Source organism: Brevibacillus choshinensis (genome assembly GCF_016811915.1).
Classification (GTDB): Bacteria; Bacillota; Bacilli; order Brevibacillales; family Brevibacillaceae; genus Brevibacillus; species Brevibacillus choshinensis_A.
In genome coordinates, this window is record NZ_CP069127.1 from 3,145,409 (window position 1) to 3,161,085 (window position 15,677).

The window sequence follows — 15,677 nt, forward strand, 5'->3', positions numbered from 1 at the left end:
ACTAACCGATGTACATATGCTCACACATTACTGCCTTATCCCGTTGAATGCTGCATACTTTCCTTGACGCTTGTAAAAGCTATGATTGATTGGAAAGGAGGACTACTATATATGAACGGAATGGATTGGGTAGAATTCATTCGAAAAACCGAAGATAAGATGTTTCATCTCCATCGCGCGATCGATGGGATCGTTAACGAATCCGAATATAAAGAGTCTGTCGCGGCGTTGACAGAGGTCGTCAGAGATTATCAGGTGCTGGTGGATAAGGCAAAGGATGAGCTGCGCTCCGTTAGCTTCAATCGTGAGCACCATGACTAACCACATATCCATCCACCTGAACCAGCGTCAGTTCAAATAGGAAGGCCTCCATAATCGGTGGCCTTCTTTTGTTTCCATCCCGCACTTCTTCTCTTGAACCTCGACAAAAAAGCAGACCTCTGCTTTTTGACAGAAGTCTGCTTGGGTAACTTATTCGCTCAAATCTACATTGTGATAGACTTGTTGGACATCATCCAAATCTTCCAGAGCGTCAATCAGCTTTTCAAATTGAGCCTGAGCGTCTTCAGGCAAAGCGATTTCATTTTGTGCGAGCATGGTCAATTCCGCTACGGTAAACTCTGTAATGCCCGCTTTTCTAAACGCTTCTTGCACGATATGGAACTGGTCTGGCTCAGCATACACGATCACGGAATTATCTTCTTCGATAATATCACGCACATCAACATCGGCTTCCATCAGCATTTCCAATACTTCATCGGCTGTCTTTCCTTCGACCCCGATAACAGCGGTGGCATCAAACATGTATGCCACAGAACCCGTTACACCCATGTTCCCGCCATTTTTGTTGAAGGCCGCACGCACTTCAGGCGCTGTACGGTTTACGTTGTTAGTCAAAGCATCTACGATAATCATGGATCCATTTGGTCCGAATCCTTCGTAACGCAGCTCGTCATAGACCTCGTCAGAACCGCCTTTTGCTTTCTCGATCGCCCGGTCAATAATCGCTTTTGGAACACTGTATGTTTTTGCACGCTCGAGTACAACTTTCAGTGCACGGTTGGACTCAGGATCCGGTTCCCCCTGCTTGGCTGCCACATAAATTTCCTTACCGAACTTCGCATATATACGACTCGTGCTTGCGTCTTTGGACGCCTTTTTTTCTTTAATATTATTCCACTTACGACCCATTTTTTCCCACTCTCTTTCAATTGGAAAAGATTAATTGCTAGTTCGTGGCTCTGGCCACTTCTTCACGATCGTTGACCAAAGAGCGCGAACAACATCACACTCTTTCACAAGACTATATTATACCTTACTTCCTATGTGATTATAAGGTAGATTCTCAAAAAAAGTATAGAAGGACACGTTGCTGATCCCATCGTCTGTAAGAGATTTACCTGATCGGCGGCTTGCAACCCATCAAGTCAAGCAACCGTATCTAGCTTCTCCGATTTTGCTGCTACCTTGTTTCCCAAAATGAAAGACAAGAGTTCTGCCTTCCTTTTCTCGATCAGCTCCGCCACAACTAAAAATAGCATAAGACCAAGCATAACCGCGCAGATCGATAATGGGATAAACCAGTGATTTGGAGAATGCGAGAAAAACGGGATGAGTGAGACCGCAACAATCGGTGGTGCATTCCACTTGAACCGCGTCACCATCCACATCGTGATAAGCGCGTTTGCAAAAAGCGAAATCGGACTCGGATACATGTAAAAGAACAAAGTACCAAGCGCAGACGAAAGAAAGGATCCCAGAATGATTTTGCTGATTTCCGTCATACGAAATGACTTCGTGGCGAATAGAAAACTATAAGCCCCGAGTGCTGGAAAAAACAAAGTATCTAGGTAAGGAATTCGCAGAGAAAGCCAATACACTAGCATGATGTACATGCAAATCACAATCATTTTTACATTCATTTGACAGACTCAATCCTAACAATCTTTAAATTTCAAGCATGCTACATTTTATTTAGTTTTATAGCCGCTGTCAATCCAGCTTCCACCATTCCTCCTTGTTTTCTAAGAAAAGCGTTCAAATTTCAATTTTTGAAAGGTTTGCCGATCTGGAGATTTCCGTGATTGACATGGTACCTGTTTTTTCATTTAGCCCGAACCTACCGATACCCATGATGAAGGAAAAAGGCGTCAAGATGGCCTTGGGTACGAACAGTGCCTATGACACCTGGGGACCGTTTGGAAATGCCGGCTTTGTTCCGCAGACGCCAGCTGCTCAGCTGAAGTGATTGCCAGAAGAAGCAAGCGACAAGGCCGACTGGTAGCAGGTTCCCTTTCTTTCCACGATGGAGGAAGTCACTCCTAACAGCAAAAACCACCACAAAAGCATCCGTGGTGGTTTTTCTCTACTATTTGGCCAGCTCTCTTTTTTGTGCCGCCGACAGGTACAACCGTGCCATGACTCGCTCCCAAAACGGGATGAACCGCTTGATCAATGGTCCGATGGAAAAAGCCGTGACGATCGTTCCTACCGATACCGGTCCTCCGAGCAAGAAGCCCAGCAGGGTAACCGTGCACTCGATTCCGATTCTGACTTTACCGATATCCCATCCCAGACGATCGTGCAAAGCTAGCATAAAGCTGTCTCGCGGCCCCGCGCCTAACCGCGGCGAGATGTACATCCCGGTCCCGAACGTGTAGATCAGAAGACCGGCTGCGAAGAGTACGATCCGCTCCGTGACAGTGCTTCCTACCGGTATCCATTTCAACCACATGAACAAGTCGATAAACAATCCGAAGAAAAACATGTTCAGAAACATTCCCACACTCGGCTTGATTTTGCCGATGAGGTAGGAAGCGACAATAATGAACAATCCGACTATCTGCGACCACATGCCGATCGTCAATCCAAACGTCTTCTGCAATCCAATATGCAAGGTATCCCATGGTGCGACACCGAGATTGGCCTCAATCATCGTCCCGATGCCATACCCCATGACGGCTAAGCCCAGCATGAATACAGTGTACTGAATGGCAACAGGGCGTATCGCGAACTTCGTCTGCATCCTTTGTTCCCCCCAAGGGACGGTCAGCCCCTAATTTGTTGTCCGTTTCAGGACGCAATTGGGGGTGATTGTGCGAATGCTAACCAGGACCTGTTCACTGCTATCACCTACTTTCTAATCAGCTGTGTCATCTACGTGATGGACCTTATTGATTAGGGGGATAAGACGGAAGGCCCTCTAGATTGCCCCATGCCACAACTCGATACGATCGCATAGAAGTGTGAAGTTCCACTCATTGTCGTATACTTCTGTCGGATTGTCTATAGATTCCGCAATTTTTCAAAAACTCCGATTGCCTCTTCAGCAGTGGGGACCTTGCGCACATTTTCGTCCGCAAACTCTTTCGCTTGCGGGTAAAGGCTTTTCTGAATCTCTCGGGCGGCCGCCTCCACGTCATACGATGTTTTGCGAAACTCGCATCCCTCTGGCCCAAGTAACAGCCAATAGGCTCCCGGTTCATCCGCGTAGGGCATTCCGACACTGCCAGCATTCACAACTCGCGTTTCGCCTATCCGCATGTCAAATTGAATATGGGTATGACCGCAAATGACGGTGCGTTGTTGGACGTTTTCAAAAATCTCCTCGAGTCTTTGCAGGTCGGTCATCGGTGTGAAAATCACATCGTCACTCCCAGGAGTGGCGTGGCAGAACAAAACTTCGCCAATCCCTTCTACCGAATGCGAATATTGGGCAGGAAGCTGCTCCAGGAATTCGCGATGATGGGTGGTCAATTGATTGGCTACCCATTCGGTGATTTCACGTCCTTTTTCAGACATCCCTGGTCGGAGGGGAATACCATCATACGCGAGGGCAACCTCTCGATCACAGTTGCCTCGTATGAATTGGACGGGTGCCGACAGCTGCAGGAGTCGCTCCAATGTCTGCACCGGCATCGGGCCTGAGAGGATATCTCCCCCGATGACAATCAAATCTGGTTTCAGTTCTTCCAACTCTGTCAGAACTGCCTGCAGAGCGAAGACATTGCCATGGATATCGTACAGCGCTGCAATTTTCATTTTCCCATCACTCCTCTGCTCTTTTTTGGGGAATTCGAGAGGCATAGGAACCGACAACTTTCCACACCCTACAGCATGAGGAGGTGGAACTTTATGGACAAGAAAAAACATGACTCCAAGCAAGAACCTACTGTGGCCCCAAGTATGAACGGTCACGATCCGCTCGAAGAAGAAGCAACAGCTAAAGAAGTCGAAGCCGGAGATTACACCTCTGTAACCAAGCTCTTCCTGGATCGTACTCCGGAGGATTGATACGTGTCGGCTTTCTTGTTGTCAACCTGAGTCTTTCTACCTTGAAAAAGCCACTAAATAGGTGGTTTTTTCTTATGCCCGCTTCGTTATCTTTCTAAAACTGCTCACCAGTCCATACCTCGTGGTGCTTCTACCCGGTGCCAAATCGTTTCTTTCTCATACAAGCACGGACACGAACGATTAGGCATAGGCTCATAATGGATGATATCCCGCTATTCTCACCTCAGACATTCTTTCTTGGAAAGGAATGGCTTGAATGGTTCACACCATCAATCATAATGGCTTTACGAGTAAAGAAGCCATTTTACTTGCAGCAATGTGCTATCAGACTTATCCTTTATTTTTTGAGGGAGAGCTGCTTTTGCCAAAAGGGTTTAAGCTTGTATACACGATTCGTGCTTTTGCGGATGTAGAGAACCCTACAGAACATGTGTATGGCTTTCTTGCAGAGTCAAAGGAACAGATCGTTATTGCATTCAGAGGTTACGCAGCCTATCCGGCTGATCTTTTAGCTGCCTATGACATTCTGCAAGTACCGTATTCTTTTGTCAGCAGCGGAGGGAAAACCTCCCGTGGCTTTACATGTCTATATCGTTCGACCCGGAATGAACTCATAAGGAAAGTGAGCAAGCTGTCGGCAAACAAACATTTGTTTATAACCGGCCACAATTATGGGGGCGCTCTTGCAGTGTTAGCCGCGTTAGATATCGCGGTAAATACGAAGTTTCATGAACCTTTTGTTTATACCTACGGCAGTCCACGTATCGGAGATCCAGAGTTTTCGCAACGATTCAATCAAGTGATTAACAATAGTATGCGTATCGTAAACATCCATGACCCCTACCCTACGTTTCCAGATCGAGAATATCCCCCTCCATTTACAGAACAAGGAGTTTTTTACCAACATGTGAAAACAAAGGTGCCAATCTCTTTCCAATTGAACAATACGCCTCGCAATGATGCGATTGCCTGTTATTTTAAAGCCCTCAGCCAGCTCGATCCTGACTTTACCCATTCGCTGTGCACAGAAAATCCGGGTTTTTGTCCCGATACCACATTCTGTGTACCCTTTCAGGGAGCATGCAGGTAGCCAATGCGAAAGGAGCCTCATAGATGGAAGGCACTAAAGTCGATCAGATTTATAACAGCGAAGATGCCATCTTGCTGTCGGCCATGCTCCATCAATCCTATCAGCTTTTCGAAACAAAGACTCTTATCTTGCCGGTTGGGTTTACTCTTCGATACACCATTCGTGCGTTTGCCGGAGTTGAAGATCCGAAACAGGAAGTATTTGGCTATATTGCAGAATCAAAAGAGGATATTGTTGTTACCTTTCGTGGAACCCGAACTTTTGACGACAATGAGTCGGACCAAGATTTATATCAAGTTCCTTATCCTTACGTCAAAAACGCAGGAAAAACACATCGAGGATTTACCTGTATTTATGAATCGACAAGAAACGAATTAATGAGCGTCATGAAAAAGCTGCCCGCATCAAAAAGATTGCTTGTTGCTGGTCACAGTTTAGGTGGAGGTTTGGCTGTCCTCGCTGCATTGGATATTTCCGTTAACACGAAATTTAAAAAACCTGTCGTGTATACGTATGGCAGCCCGCGCGTTGGAGATCCTTCCTTCGCCACCCGTTTTAACCAGTCGGTAAAGAACAGTATTCGAATCTTCAATGTGCATGATATTATTCCGACTCTACCAGCTCGGGTATACCCGCCTCCGTTTACGAAGAAAGGGTTGTATTATCAGCATGTAAATAAAAAGTACGCACTTTCATTTCAGCTGAACAGTTTAGCGATTCGCAATCACGAAATCGTTTGCTACTTTGCCTTTCTAAGTAAGCAGAATCCTCATTTTACTGAGGCGTTACGTACGTCTACCCCTGGCTTTTGTCCCGATACGGAACTTTGTGTTCCGTTTTTAGGAACTTGCAGCGAGAATGATACGCAAGATTTTCATCGGACGGCTCTGTCCCCAAGGAAACGCAAGAAGTAGCTGGCGGCCACCTAACCTGCTAGCATACACTCGCTGCTATCCATGGTCTCCGTAAACCATTTCCATCATTCCGTCACGATAAATCGATACGCAGTTGAGGCAGTTCCACCTCTTTGATCACTTGCTGTCACTATGATCGTAACCCTCCCCGTCTTCTGTGCCATCACTTTTATCATACTTCCCTCCACTTCCACTTTTGCTACCGACTCACTTTGCGACATTGCAGTAAATACTAACTCATCCCCATCCTCATCCGAAAACACATGACTTACATCTATCTCATACACGACCCAAGGGAAAATCTGCTCAGGATCCGTCACTTCTTCCCGTAACACAGGAGGATGGTTTACGACTTTTGACCCGGATTCTGAAATATCCCCATTCATTAAGAATCCTGACATTGCTACCAGTACGGCCTTATATAGCAGCCAACCCTTCATGTCTGCCCTCCATTCCTGACCATTTATCGTGTTCTATCTCCAGAAAATCATGCCGAGTCTCACACCCGACAAGCTTTGAATGAAAAATAAGGCCCCTATCCTATTCGGGGGAACTTCTAGCAGGGCTCAGAAAAATTTGTTTTAGACTGAACCCGCCGCTGTTTTAGTACGCTAACGAACCCGTTCGTTGCATTCGTTGTCGTTGCCTAAAACTTTCCCCAGAAAGGCAAGCATCGGGATGTTAAATGACTCAGGCCTCTGCAGCGGTGCGAAATGACTCACACCTTCCAAGGTAACGAATACCGCGTTTGGAATGCTGCGACTTAGATATTCAGCGTGCTCGCGCTTGATGAATTCATCATGTTCGCTATGTACAATCTCCACAGGGACGCTGATCTGAGCCAAATCTTGCGCCGAATAATTGGGTTCTGTTTGCATCATGAGATTTACAGCGGCACAGAAAGCTTCGAATTGGTCAGGCGTGGCCGATAGCTGCGCGTAGTCTATCGCGTGTCGGCGAAAACACCGGCTGATGATCGGGCTCATCTCTGCCATTTCCTTTGCACCGCTCGGATCCATGTTGCAGCCAAAATAGAAAACGCCTGCGACTCGTTCGGGTGATTTCATGGCGAGGATCATGGCTACGACAGCGCCGTCGCTCCAGCCCACCATTCCCGCTTTTTCGAGGTTCAATGAATCCATGACCGCCAAAACATCAGATGCCATCCGTTCATACGTATACGGCCGCTCATCGCGCGTGCTGCGGCCGTGGCCTCGGCTGTCTATCAAAATCGCGCGATAGCCACTCCTCACCAGCGCTTGAACCTGATAGCCCCAATTGCCACTGTGTCCTAAACCACCATGAAGCAAAATCACAACTGGACCAGTTCCGTATGTGGCGTACCAGATTCGAGCACCTTCGTGTTCGACATAACCCTGTTCTTTCGTGTCAGGCAGCGGCGCTGCGCCGTCCGATTCAAACCTGCATAGCTCATCGTCATAACCTTCCACTGCGTTCCCCTCCGTCCCATAGCCTTGCATGATCTATTTCTCATTTCTCATTCAAATATCCTGCTCGTTCATACACTCGAATGATTACCTGCAGCCTCGATTTTGTTTGGGCTTCCCATTCGCTGATTTTTCAGTTTTATTCATCGGCTTCTCCACTAAAATTATCCTCATAAATACCGTCTTTCCATACGATAACTCCACTGCTCGACAAGGCTTCAATCTTTAAGGGGTCTGGTTTTCCAGGGTCAGGGTTTTCCAAAATATCAAAATAGGTAAACCATATACGTCCTTGTTCCGTTTCCATTATCTTTGCTTGTTTATACCCTGTCTTTTGTCGTACCAAAACCTTTTCTATCTTACTGTCAGTAATGATCCCGAGAATGTCACGATCGGTATGGCAATGTCATGAATCATGGTCCAAGTGAAGCCATCATTTGGATTTAGTTCAGCATTTCCACTGATATTCACATACTCCGAATCCTCTGAAATGAACGCATGGCGAAATTCCTTTTTCTATTTCTTCTTGATGGAGTACTTCAATCGTCTCTGGATATGGAGATTTCTTCATTAACAGCTTCATGTTCTGATCTTCTTCAGATAATGAACATCCTGCCAAGAATGTGATTAGAATGAACCCTAATAGTAATTTTATCACGGATTCTGCCACCTCCATCAGTTTAACCCGGATCGTACTGGAACGATTGCTTGGTGAGAAGTTTGCTCCCAAAGGTTCAGTTCTGGATGTAATGGGCCTTTCAGATCATAGAGGCATTGGAAAGAATAACTGGGCGGACACTGAGCCTGGAAAAAATAGAGTTATCGGGGAGCTGGAACAAATATCATTCTTGCTTAAAGAGACGATTTAATCGTTCTTTAGTCGTGTCTCCCCGACTCATTGGGTAATCATTTATTTTGTAAAACGAGACAACATTATTCAGTAAAGAGCGTCAAACAAGTAACAACTTATTCGAGGTGAATACCTTTGTGGATTAAACTATCTGCTGTCATCTTGAACATTCTCCTCGGGATCGCGGGAGTTTATGTCTTCATATTTGTCATAATGACTGGCGGAGCTCTTGATGGCAGCCGGCCTCCAAGTCCCACTCCTTTAGGGTATTTGGTCATTCTGGTTTACTTATTAATTTGTTTGGGATCCAATATTCCTTTTGCCCGAAAATCCTCCAGCATTTTGAGGTATTTCCTGACTAGTGTTTCAGTATGGTTGGTTTCATTTTTCTTGACCATTCTGTTATAGTTGCCTGCCTAATTAACATAATTATTCTTATGTTAATTAGGCATTTTTTCAACTGTGAACAAGGCTGTAAGCTATCGAATTCGACGTATTATGAGGTCAGCCAGTTTTTACTGGAAGGTTGTGTTAAACCGCTCTAAAAGGAATTCTTTGTTATTTGTTTGGAAAAACTACGTAAGAAAGGAGTGTTGGACCAGATATTGGGATTCCCTCGAATTACGAAGCGAATCAATCCGGGACCAAGAAAAGTCTTTCGGGCTTTGAAGTAAGCAAACATATCGGTAGACTGTAGTCCTCGAGATTCGGGGATTTTTCCTTTCTCTTACGGGTATAAATAAGCAAGGATTTTACAAACATTCACTGAGGAGTGATTAGAATGACTCAATTCGATGTTGGCTTGGTTCACAGGCTTGCTGACCAAATGGAGGGCCTTGCTTCAAATATTAAAAAGCATGTAAACTCCCCAAATCAACTAAACGAGGACATAAAACAGATGAAGAGTATCCTCAACAGTTTTCAAACGCTAACCAATTCGTCTGAGAATAACGGTACCTATCCAATTGCAAAGGATAATGATGTAAGATAAGGCATTAGATCGTAACGGCAGTTTGAATCCAAATCCATTTCATCTCGATTCGAAAGAACCCCATCTCCGAAAACTCTATCGGCGGCTGGAAACACTTTGCTTGTAGCTGCATTTCTTTGCCGCCCTACTCCTTTACAGCCATGACCCCTTATAAAAAGCTTTTTTAGGGAAATCTTACTCTGATTATATTTTGTGTGGTGCTACAGCTCACACTTTTTCTTCTCAATGTTCCATTGGAATGCGCACGCGCTGCGATGACCATTTCGACTTGGTTAAAGAAATTTGATCCCAACTAATGCATACTTCCGCGCAGGTGTACTTTACTCCTCTCTAGCAGTTCCCTCTTCATGGAAATTTCAATGCGCTTCTGTTTCTGTCTCCGGGTATATAGCTGAACGAACTACTAGCAGGAGTCCACATAGATATATCGAGTTATGTAAATATTAGTAGAATTTTAGCTGAAAATGAGAACTCCTAAGTTCCACTCTGAACTTAGGAGTTTGTCTGTAATCTGAGAGATAAAAGAATCCTCTCGCTCAACGAAAAACGACAGCCGCTATTCTAGAGGCTGCCGTCGCTTTTTTGAACTATCGAATCCGTTAGCAGAATCATAAGATTGGTTTCTTTTCTAATTTCACTTATAAGAGACGTTCCATGTTTCATGGAGGAACCGGGCAATGCGATCTACGGAGCGCTGCACCAGTGCCTCTCCTTTTTCACGACTGGCCAGACTCGGATAGCCGATCGTCCCAGACTCTGTTTTTGTGCCGTAACGCGCGTATTTAATTACTTCGGGAAACAGATCCTTTTGCTTTGGCACCTCGTCTACCGCCTGTTCCAGGTCAACCAGCTCTGGGTACAGGTAAAGCAAGACAGATGTGCCTGCTTCCCCCGCGTGACCATGTGCCACCTCTCCGGACTCAACAATGCCCTGATCCTGAGCCTTGATAAAGCGCCAGCAGTCAATCTGGGCACAACGAAGCTCCGGCCGTTGACGCAGCGTCTGGGAGACATGGTTCACCATCGCCACATTCCCTGCATGCCCGTTAATAAACAGAAAATTTTTGAAGCCCCATTTGATCAGACTGTCCACTACGTCTTTCAAATACGCTTTGAAGCTGTCAGGTGTGATAGTAATCGTACCAGGAAAATCATCGAGGGCCGATGAATCTCCCACTTCCAAGGTCGGACCGATGATGGCATGTACCCGCCCGGCCACCAGCTCGGCCAATTTGGCTGCGACTAGCATATCCGATCCCATCGGTAAGTGAGGACCATACACTTCGCATGCCCCTGTTGGGATAATGACCAGATCCGTCTGTCTTTTGCGCTCCAGAAACGTCGTCCAGCTCATCTCTTTCATCCGATTCGTTGCAGCTGCCATGGCAGTTGTCCCTCCCGTATTCGCTCCTATTTTTATTCGTACAAGTGACAGGCGATATATCGACCGTCCCTATTTTGGAAGACAGGGTTAACAGTTTTGCATATGTCCATGCAAGCCGGACAACGCGGATGGAATGTGCATCCGGCTGGCGGATTAGCTGGGCTTGGCACATCTCCGCGAAGAACGATCCGCTCTTTCTTGACCAACGGATTTGGAGTCGGTACGGCCGACAGCAATGCTTTCGTATACGGATGCATCGGGGAATCAAACAGCTCCCTTTTGTCAGCCAGCTCCACGATTCTTCCCAGGTACATCACACCGATCCGGTTACTGATATGCTTAACGACACTGAGGTCATGGGCGATGAACAAGTAGGTCAAGTGAAATTGTTCCTGCAAATCTTGCATCAAATTGATCACTTGTGATTGGATGGACACGTCCAGGGCGGATACCGGCTCGTCTGCCACAATCAGCTTGGGATTAAGGGCCAGCGCTCGGGCAATCCCAATTCTTTGGCGCTGCCCGCCGCTGAATTCGTGACCGTACCGCTTGGCGTGATAGCTGCTCAATCCGACGACATTCAGCAACTCGTCGATTCTCTTGTCCTTTTCCTTGCCATGTGCAATCTGATGAATCTCCAAAGGCTCCGCGATAATATCGCCAACCGTCAGGCGGGGATCGAGCGACGCATACGGATCCTGAAAGACCATCTGCATATCCCTGCGCAGCTTGCGGAGCTGTGATGTATTCATGCCGACCAGGTTTTGTCCTTCGTATTTGACTTCGCCTTCCGTAGGCGCAAGCAGCTGCAGGAGCAATCTACCCGTCGTCGATTTTCCGCAGCCGCTCTCTCCCACCAAGCCTAACGTTTCCCCTTTGTGAATGGAAAAATCCAAACCGTCAACTGCCTTCACATACCCTGCAGTTCGACTGAAAATCCCCTTTTTAATCGGGAAGTATTTCTTTAAATTCGTCACTTCCATCAAGGGTTGCTTCATCCCCTGTCCCCTCCTTTCCCAGATGCGTGAAGCCAGCATCTGCTGAAATGTCTCGATTCAATCTCTTCCAATGGAGGAGACTGATCGCGACAAATCGCCATGGCGTGCTCACAGCGAGGAGCAAAGCTGCATCCGATGCGCAGGCTTCCTTGGGCAGGTACACTTCCTTTGATGGAATACAGTCGCTTCTCTTCCGAATCGAGCGTGGGCATGGACTTCATCAGACCTTGCGTGTACGGATGATGCGGCTGGTTAAAAAGAGTAATGACATCGCTCTCTTCCACCACTTTTCCGTCGTACATGACGACGACCCGGTCGCACATCTCTGCCACTACCCCCAGATCATGAGTGATGAACAGAATCGCGGTTCCTTTTGTGGCTTTCAGCTCACGCATCAGGTCCAAAATCTGCGCTTGAATCGTCACATCCAGAGCTGTCGTCGGTTCATCGGCAATCAACAGCTTTGGATCGCAAGCCATCGCCATGGCGATCATGACCCGTTGCCTCATCCCGCCTGACAAGCGGTGCGGATATTCGTTGACGATTTGCTCCGCCCTTGGAATCCCAACCAGCTTGAGCATTTCCACGGCTCGCGCTCTTGCTTGCGCTTTGCTGTAATGACGGTGGATACGAACAGCCTCGCCGATCTGATCCCCGATTGTAAAAACCGGATTCAGGGAAGTCATCGGCTCCTGGAAGATCATCGCGATTTGGTTTCCCCGAATCTCTCTCATCTCTTCTTCCGACAACGCCAGGATGTCTTTTCCGTTAAAGGTGATCGAGCCTTCTACCACTTTGCCTGGTGTCAATCGCATCGCTGTCAAAGAGGTTACACTCTTCCCGGAGCCGGACTCTCCCACGATCCCGACCGTTTCTCCCTCGCGAATGCTGATGTCTACGCCATCGACGGCAGCCACGACCCCTTCATCCGTGTAAAAATACGTTTTTAGTCCTTTGATCTCGAGTAGTTTGCGCTCCAATGCTTATCCCCCTTTCTCACAGCTTCATCTTCGGATCCAACGCATCTCGCAAACCGTCTCCCAGCATATTAAAGGCGAGCACCATGAACATGATCGCCAATCCAGGGATCGTGCTCACATGTGGAGCAGTACGCAAATATTCCCTGCCGGTACTCAGCATCGCTCCCCATTCCGGTGTCGGAGGCTGAGCGCCCATCCCGAGAAAGCTCAGTCCAGAAGCCGTGAGAATCGCCGTCGCAATACGCATGGTGGATAGAACGATGATCGGTGCCACGCTGTTCGGAAGCACATGCTTGAAGATCACCCTGGCATGGCTCGCTCCCATCGATTTAGCCGCTTCGATAAACTCTTTGTTCTTTACGGAGATGACCGCACTTCGGGAAATCCGGGCAAAGGTCGGTACAGAGAAAATCCCGATCGCGATCATGACATTTACCATTCCCGGACCGAGGACACTGACGATGGCCAGCGCAAGCAGAAAGCTGGGGAAAGCCATAAAGATATCCATGATCCGCATGATGAACATATCCGTCCTACCTCCAAAATAGCCAGAGAGCGTTCCCAGCCCTACGCCGATAACGACGGAGATCAACACACCCACGATCCCGATCATCAAGGAAATTTGTGATCCGTAAATAATCCGGGACAAAATATCCCGCCCGTACTCATCCGTGCCAAATGGATGGTTGGCGGAAGGAGGCTGCAGGATCATATTCATGTCTTGCTCGATCGGATCATACGGGGCGATCACCTGTGCCAAGAGAGCAATGCCGACAAAGACGACAGCCATCCAGAACCCTACGAGTGCTCGCTTGTTTTTTCGAAATCGGCGCATCATGGATGCCCATGGAGATCGCCGCTGGTAGGACACCTCTGTCGGGTGGGAGGCTACCTGTACGCTTACTTCCGTATCGCTCATCGCTTTCTCCCCCTTCTAGTCGTATCGAATCCGAGGATCTACCGCACCGTAGCATAAGTCGACTACGAGATTCACGATGACAAAAATCGCAGCGACGAAAAGAATGCTCCCCTGAATAGCCGGATAATCCCGAAACTGAATCGATTGGATAATATAACGTCCGATTCCATTCATCGAAAATACTGTCTCGGTCAGAACGGCTCCACCAAGCAAGTGGCCGAATTCCAGCCCCACAATCGTAATGATGGGAATCAAAGCATTTTTCAGGGTGTGCTTGTAAATGACCAGCTTTTCCTTGACTCCTTTTGCACGCGCCGTACGGATGAAGTCCTGATGAATCACCTCCAGAATACTGGAGCGAGTCAAACGAGCCAGTACCGCTGAAGAGGATAGTCCCAGCGCGAGTGCAGGAAGGATGTAATGCTTGAACTGCGTGCTTCCGCCAGAGGGCAGCAATTGCAGGTAGTAAGAAAAAACCAAGATCAGCATGATCCCCGACCAGAATACCGGCATCGATATCCCGAACAGGGAAACCATCATCGTCGCGTTGTCCCTCATGCTGTTCGGCCTAATCGCAGACATGATACCAGCGAAAAGACCTACGATGACCATGACGACGACAGAGAGCATGGTCAGCATGATCGTGCTTGGAAAGCGGGACAGGATTTCTTCTGCCACAGGTCTGTCTGAGCGCAGCGATTTGCCCAAATCTCCTTGCAGAAGCCCCATGACATAGCTTCCGTACTGTTCATGCAAGGGGCGGTCGAGTCCCAAGCGTTCCTTTACAATCTGAATCTCTTCCGCCGTAGCATCCACGCCCGCAATCAAATTGGCTGGATCCCCGGGTACCGAGTGAATGATGATAAAGCAGAGAATCGATACACCGACCAAGGTAGGGATCATTTGCAGCAAACGTTTTGCGATATATCCCAGCAACTCGACGCCTCCTTTTCTTGTGATTCATTCGCATTCATGAGAGGTCGTTCGTCAGGCGTACATCGCGGGCTGTCGGTGCAAATGGGAAGGCAGCTTTTCCCGTACCTCTTGCACGCGCGCCAGATCGACTCGACAAGGGATGAGTCCTTCTATCTCCACCCCACGTGCCAGGACTACCCCCATCGGATCCACGACCAGGCTCTGTCCGATATAGTGGTCGTTCACCTGGTTGCACGCAACGACGTATGCCGTATTCTCCAATGCCCGCACCGTCACGAGACTCTCCCAATGTCTTTCCTTGACAGGTCCCTTTACCCATCCAGAAGGAACGATCAGAATGTCAGCCCCATGAAGCGCTTGATACCGGGAAATTTCCGGAAAGCGCAGCTCGTAGCAGACGAGCAATCCAATTTTTCCAAATGGCGTTTCGATCGGCTGGAACAAGGAATCACCTGGCTTGATCGACGCCGATTCCTTTGCCCCAAAGGCGTCGTATAAATGCGTTTTCCGATACGTACTAACGACCTTCCCTGTGGAATCTGCCAGGACGACGGAGTTGTACACCCTGTCATCCTCCGGGTCTTCCGCCCGCTCACGCATGCCGAAAATGATCCACACACTGTATTTGTGCGCCAGTTCACACATTCCATTTACGAACGGGCCGTCGATAGCCTCGGCATCATTCAGCTTCACTTCGCGCGGTGTGCCAACGATGAAGTAGCTCATATACGCCTCGGGGAAGACCACCAGATCCGCCCCGTATACTTCTGTCGCCTCCTTCAGCGCCTTTTCCGCTTTTTGCAGATTCACTTTCTTGTCATCCGTCGAACCAAGCTGGGCCATCACGATTTGAAAGGACATATAGGATCACTCT

19 protein-coding genes are annotated in these 15,677 nt (G+C 47.8%); 6 read left to right on the forward strand and 13 right to left on the reverse strand.

From position 1 onward, the window contains the following. The first annotated feature begins 111 nt into the window (after nt 1-111). Entirely contained in the window at nt 112-321 is a 210-nt protein-coding gene (locus JNE38_RS15875) for a hypothetical protein (RefSeq protein ID WP_203254646.1), read from the forward strand. Nucleotides 322-471: 150 nt separating this feature from the next. Here JNE38_RS15875 and JNE38_RS15880 read toward each other — a convergent pair whose 3' ends face one another. Then, nucleotides 472-1,191: a YebC/PmpR family DNA-binding transcriptional regulator gene (locus tag JNE38_RS15880; RefSeq protein WP_203254647.1), complete on the reverse strand. Its 720-nt coding sequence runs from the start codon at nt 1,189-1,191 to the stop codon at nt 472-474. Nucleotides 1,192-1,427: 236 nt separating this feature from the next. Continuing rightward, a complete protein-coding gene (locus JNE38_RS15885) occupies nt 1,428-1,922 on the reverse strand; it encodes an HPP family protein (protein ID WP_203254648.1) in 495 nt (164 codons plus the stop codon). A 158-nt stretch (nt 1,923-2,080) separates the two neighbouring features. On the opposite strand from JNE38_RS15885, the gene JNE38_RS15890 reads away from it, so the two are divergent. Next, on the forward strand, nt 2,081-2,248 hold the full coding sequence (locus JNE38_RS15890; RefSeq protein WP_203254649.1) for a hypothetical protein: 168 nt from the start codon (nt 2,081-2,083) through the stop codon (nt 2,246-2,248). Between the two features lie 120 nt (nt 2,249-2,368). On the opposite strand, the gene JNE38_RS15895 is transcribed toward JNE38_RS15890, so the two are convergent. Together JNE38_RS15895 and JNE38_RS15900 are read right to left on the reverse strand one after the other, a co-directional pair. Further along, nucleotides 2,369-3,025: a YczE/YyaS/YitT family protein gene (locus JNE38_RS15895; protein ID WP_203254650.1), complete on the reverse strand. Its 657-nt coding sequence runs from the start codon at nt 3,023-3,025 to the stop codon at nt 2,369-2,371. A gap of 260 nt (nt 3,026-3,285) precedes the next feature. Next, entirely contained in the window at nt 3,286-4,041 is a 756-nt protein-coding gene (locus JNE38_RS15900) for a metallophosphoesterase family protein (RefSeq protein ID WP_203254651.1), read from the reverse strand. Between the two features lie 93 nt (nt 4,042-4,134). On the opposite strand from JNE38_RS15900, the gene JNE38_RS15905 reads away from it, so the two are divergent. The 3 genes from JNE38_RS15905 to JNE38_RS15915 all read left to right on the forward strand — a co-directional run bounded on the left by JNE38_RS15905 (nt 4,135) and on the right by JNE38_RS15915 (nt 6,297). Next, nucleotides 4,135-4,293 carry a hypothetical protein gene (locus JNE38_RS15905; RefSeq protein WP_203254652.1) on the forward strand — a complete coding sequence of 53 codons (159 nt, stop codon included), beginning with the start codon at nt 4,135-4,137 and terminating at the stop codon, nt 4,291-4,293. 256 nt (nt 4,294-4,549) lie between these two features. Continuing rightward, nucleotides 4,550-5,383, forward strand: coding sequence for a lipase family protein (locus JNE38_RS15910; protein WP_203254653.1), 834 nt, complete (start codon nt 4,550-4,552; stop codon nt 5,381-5,383). 23 nt (nt 5,384-5,406) lie between these two features. Further along, a complete protein-coding gene (locus tag JNE38_RS15915; RefSeq protein WP_203254654.1) occupies nt 5,407-6,297 on the forward strand; it encodes a lipase family protein in 891 nt (296 codons plus the stop codon). A gap of 65 nt (nt 6,298-6,362) precedes the next feature. Here JNE38_RS15915 and JNE38_RS15920 read toward each other — a convergent pair whose 3' ends face one another. From JNE38_RS15920 to JNE38_RS15930, 3 genes are all read right to left on the reverse strand, one after another. Then, a complete protein-coding gene (locus tag JNE38_RS15920; protein WP_203254655.1) occupies nt 6,363-6,737 on the reverse strand; it encodes a hypothetical protein in 375 nt (124 codons plus the stop codon). 171 nt (nt 6,738-6,908) lie between these two features. Further along, nucleotides 6,909-7,778 (reverse strand): alpha/beta fold hydrolase, encoded by an 870-nt coding sequence (locus JNE38_RS15925; RefSeq protein ID WP_203254656.1) that lies wholly within the window; start codon nt 7,776-7,778, stop codon nt 6,909-6,911. A gap of 106 nt (nt 7,779-7,884) precedes the next feature. Continuing rightward, a complete protein-coding gene (locus JNE38_RS15930; RefSeq protein WP_238933340.1) occupies nt 7,885-8,052 on the reverse strand; it encodes a hypothetical protein in 168 nt (55 codons plus the stop codon). Between the two features lie 1,324 nt (nt 8,053-9,376). Between JNE38_RS15930 and JNE38_RS15935 the strand changes: the two genes are divergently transcribed. Continuing rightward, a complete protein-coding gene (locus JNE38_RS15935) occupies nt 9,377-9,586 on the forward strand; it encodes a hypothetical protein (protein WP_203254658.1) in 210 nt (69 codons plus the stop codon). Between the two features lie 634 nt (nt 9,587-10,220). Here the strand turns inward: JNE38_RS15935 and JNE38_RS15940 are convergent. The 6 genes from JNE38_RS15940 to JNE38_RS15965 are packed head-to-tail and all read right to left on the reverse strand — an operon-like array spanning nt 10,221 to nt 15,664. Then, complete coding sequence (locus tag JNE38_RS15940; RefSeq protein WP_203254659.1) at nt 10,221-10,970, reverse strand: creatininase family protein; 750 nt, start codon at nt 10,968-10,970, stop codon at nt 10,221-10,223. 32 nt (nt 10,971-11,002) lie between these two features. Then, nucleotides 11,003-11,968: an ABC transporter ATP-binding protein gene (locus JNE38_RS15945; protein WP_203254660.1), complete on the reverse strand. Its 966-nt coding sequence runs from the start codon at nt 11,966-11,968 to the stop codon at nt 11,003-11,005. Further along, nucleotides 11,965-12,948: an ABC transporter ATP-binding protein gene (locus tag JNE38_RS15950; RefSeq protein ID WP_203254661.1), complete on the reverse strand. Its 984-nt coding sequence runs from the start codon at nt 12,946-12,948 to the stop codon at nt 11,965-11,967. The genes JNE38_RS15945 and JNE38_RS15950 overlap by 4 nt, the downstream gene beginning before the upstream one ends. A gap of 16 nt (nt 12,949-12,964) precedes the next feature. Beyond that, nucleotides 12,965-13,867 (reverse strand): nickel transporter permease, encoded by a 903-nt coding sequence (gene nikC / locus JNE38_RS15955; protein WP_203254662.1) that lies wholly within the window; start codon nt 13,865-13,867, stop codon nt 12,965-12,967. A gap of 15 nt (nt 13,868-13,882) precedes the next feature. Further along, complete coding sequence (gene nikB, locus JNE38_RS15960; protein WP_203254663.1) at nt 13,883-14,803, reverse strand: nickel ABC transporter permease; 921 nt, start codon at nt 14,801-14,803, stop codon at nt 13,883-13,885. A 51-nt stretch (nt 14,804-14,854) separates the two neighbouring features. Then, the gene (locus tag JNE38_RS15965; protein ID WP_203254664.1) at nt 14,855-15,664 is read right to left on the reverse strand and encodes a carbon-nitrogen hydrolase family protein; all 810 of its coding nucleotides are present in this window, start codon (nt 15,662-15,664) and stop codon (nt 14,855-14,857) included. Nucleotides 15,665-15,677 lie beyond the last annotated feature (13 nt).

What these genes read in the sequence shown, in the direction of transcription:
- JNE38_RS15875 (WP_203254646.1), top strand. Translation starts at nt 112, where the DNA reads ATGAACGGAATGGATTGGGTAGAATTCATTCGAAAAACCGAAGATAAG.
- JNE38_RS15880 (WP_203254647.1), bottom strand. Translation starts at nt 1,191, where the DNA reads ATGGGTCGTAAGTGGAATAATATTAAAGAAAAAAAGGCGTCCAAAGAC.
- JNE38_RS15885 (WP_203254648.1), bottom strand. Translation starts at nt 1,922, where the DNA reads ATGAATGTAAAAATGATTGTGATTTGCATGTACATCATGCTAGTGTAT.
- JNE38_RS15895 (WP_203254650.1), bottom strand. Translation starts at nt 3,025, where the DNA reads ATGCAGACGAAGTTCGCGATACGCCCTGTTGCCATTCAGTACACTGTA.
- JNE38_RS15900 (WP_203254651.1), bottom strand. Translation starts at nt 4,041, where the DNA reads ATGAAAATTGCAGCGCTGTACGATATCCATGGCAATGTCTTCGCTCTG.
- JNE38_RS15905 (WP_203254652.1), top strand. Translation starts at nt 4,135, where the DNA reads ATGGACAAGAAAAAACATGACTCCAAGCAAGAACCTACTGTGGCCCCA.
- JNE38_RS15910 (WP_203254653.1), top strand. Translation starts at nt 4,550, where the DNA reads ATGGTTCACACCATCAATCATAATGGCTTTACGAGTAAAGAAGCCATT.
- JNE38_RS15915 (WP_203254654.1), top strand. Translation starts at nt 5,407, where the DNA reads ATGGAAGGCACTAAAGTCGATCAGATTTATAACAGCGAAGATGCCATC.
- JNE38_RS15920 (WP_203254655.1), bottom strand. Translation starts at nt 6,737, where the DNA reads ATGAAGGGTTGGCTGCTATATAAGGCCGTACTGGTAGCAATGTCAGGA.
- JNE38_RS15925 (WP_203254656.1), bottom strand. Translation starts at nt 7,778, where the DNA reads ATGCAAGGCTATGGGACGGAGGGGAACGCAGTGGAAGGTTATGACGAT.
- JNE38_RS15930 (WP_238933340.1), bottom strand. Translation starts at nt 8,052, where the DNA reads ATGGAAACGGAACAAGGACGTATATGGTTTACCTATTTTGATATTTTG.
- JNE38_RS15935 (WP_203254658.1), top strand. Translation starts at nt 9,377, where the DNA reads ATGACTCAATTCGATGTTGGCTTGGTTCACAGGCTTGCTGACCAAATG.
- JNE38_RS15940 (WP_203254659.1), bottom strand. Translation starts at nt 10,970, where the DNA reads ATGGCAGCTGCAACGAATCGGATGAAAGAGATGAGCTGGACGACGTTT.
- JNE38_RS15945 (WP_203254660.1), bottom strand. Translation starts at nt 11,968, where the DNA reads ATGAAGCAACCCTTGATGGAAGTGACGAATTTAAAGAAATACTTCCCG.
- nikC (WP_203254662.1), bottom strand. Translation starts at nt 13,867, where the DNA reads ATGAGCGATACGGAAGTAAGCGTACAGGTAGCCTCCCACCCGACAGAG.
- JNE38_RS15965 (WP_203254664.1), bottom strand. Translation starts at nt 15,664, where the DNA reads ATGTCCTTTCAAATCGTGATGGCCCAGCTTGGTTCGACGGATGACAAG.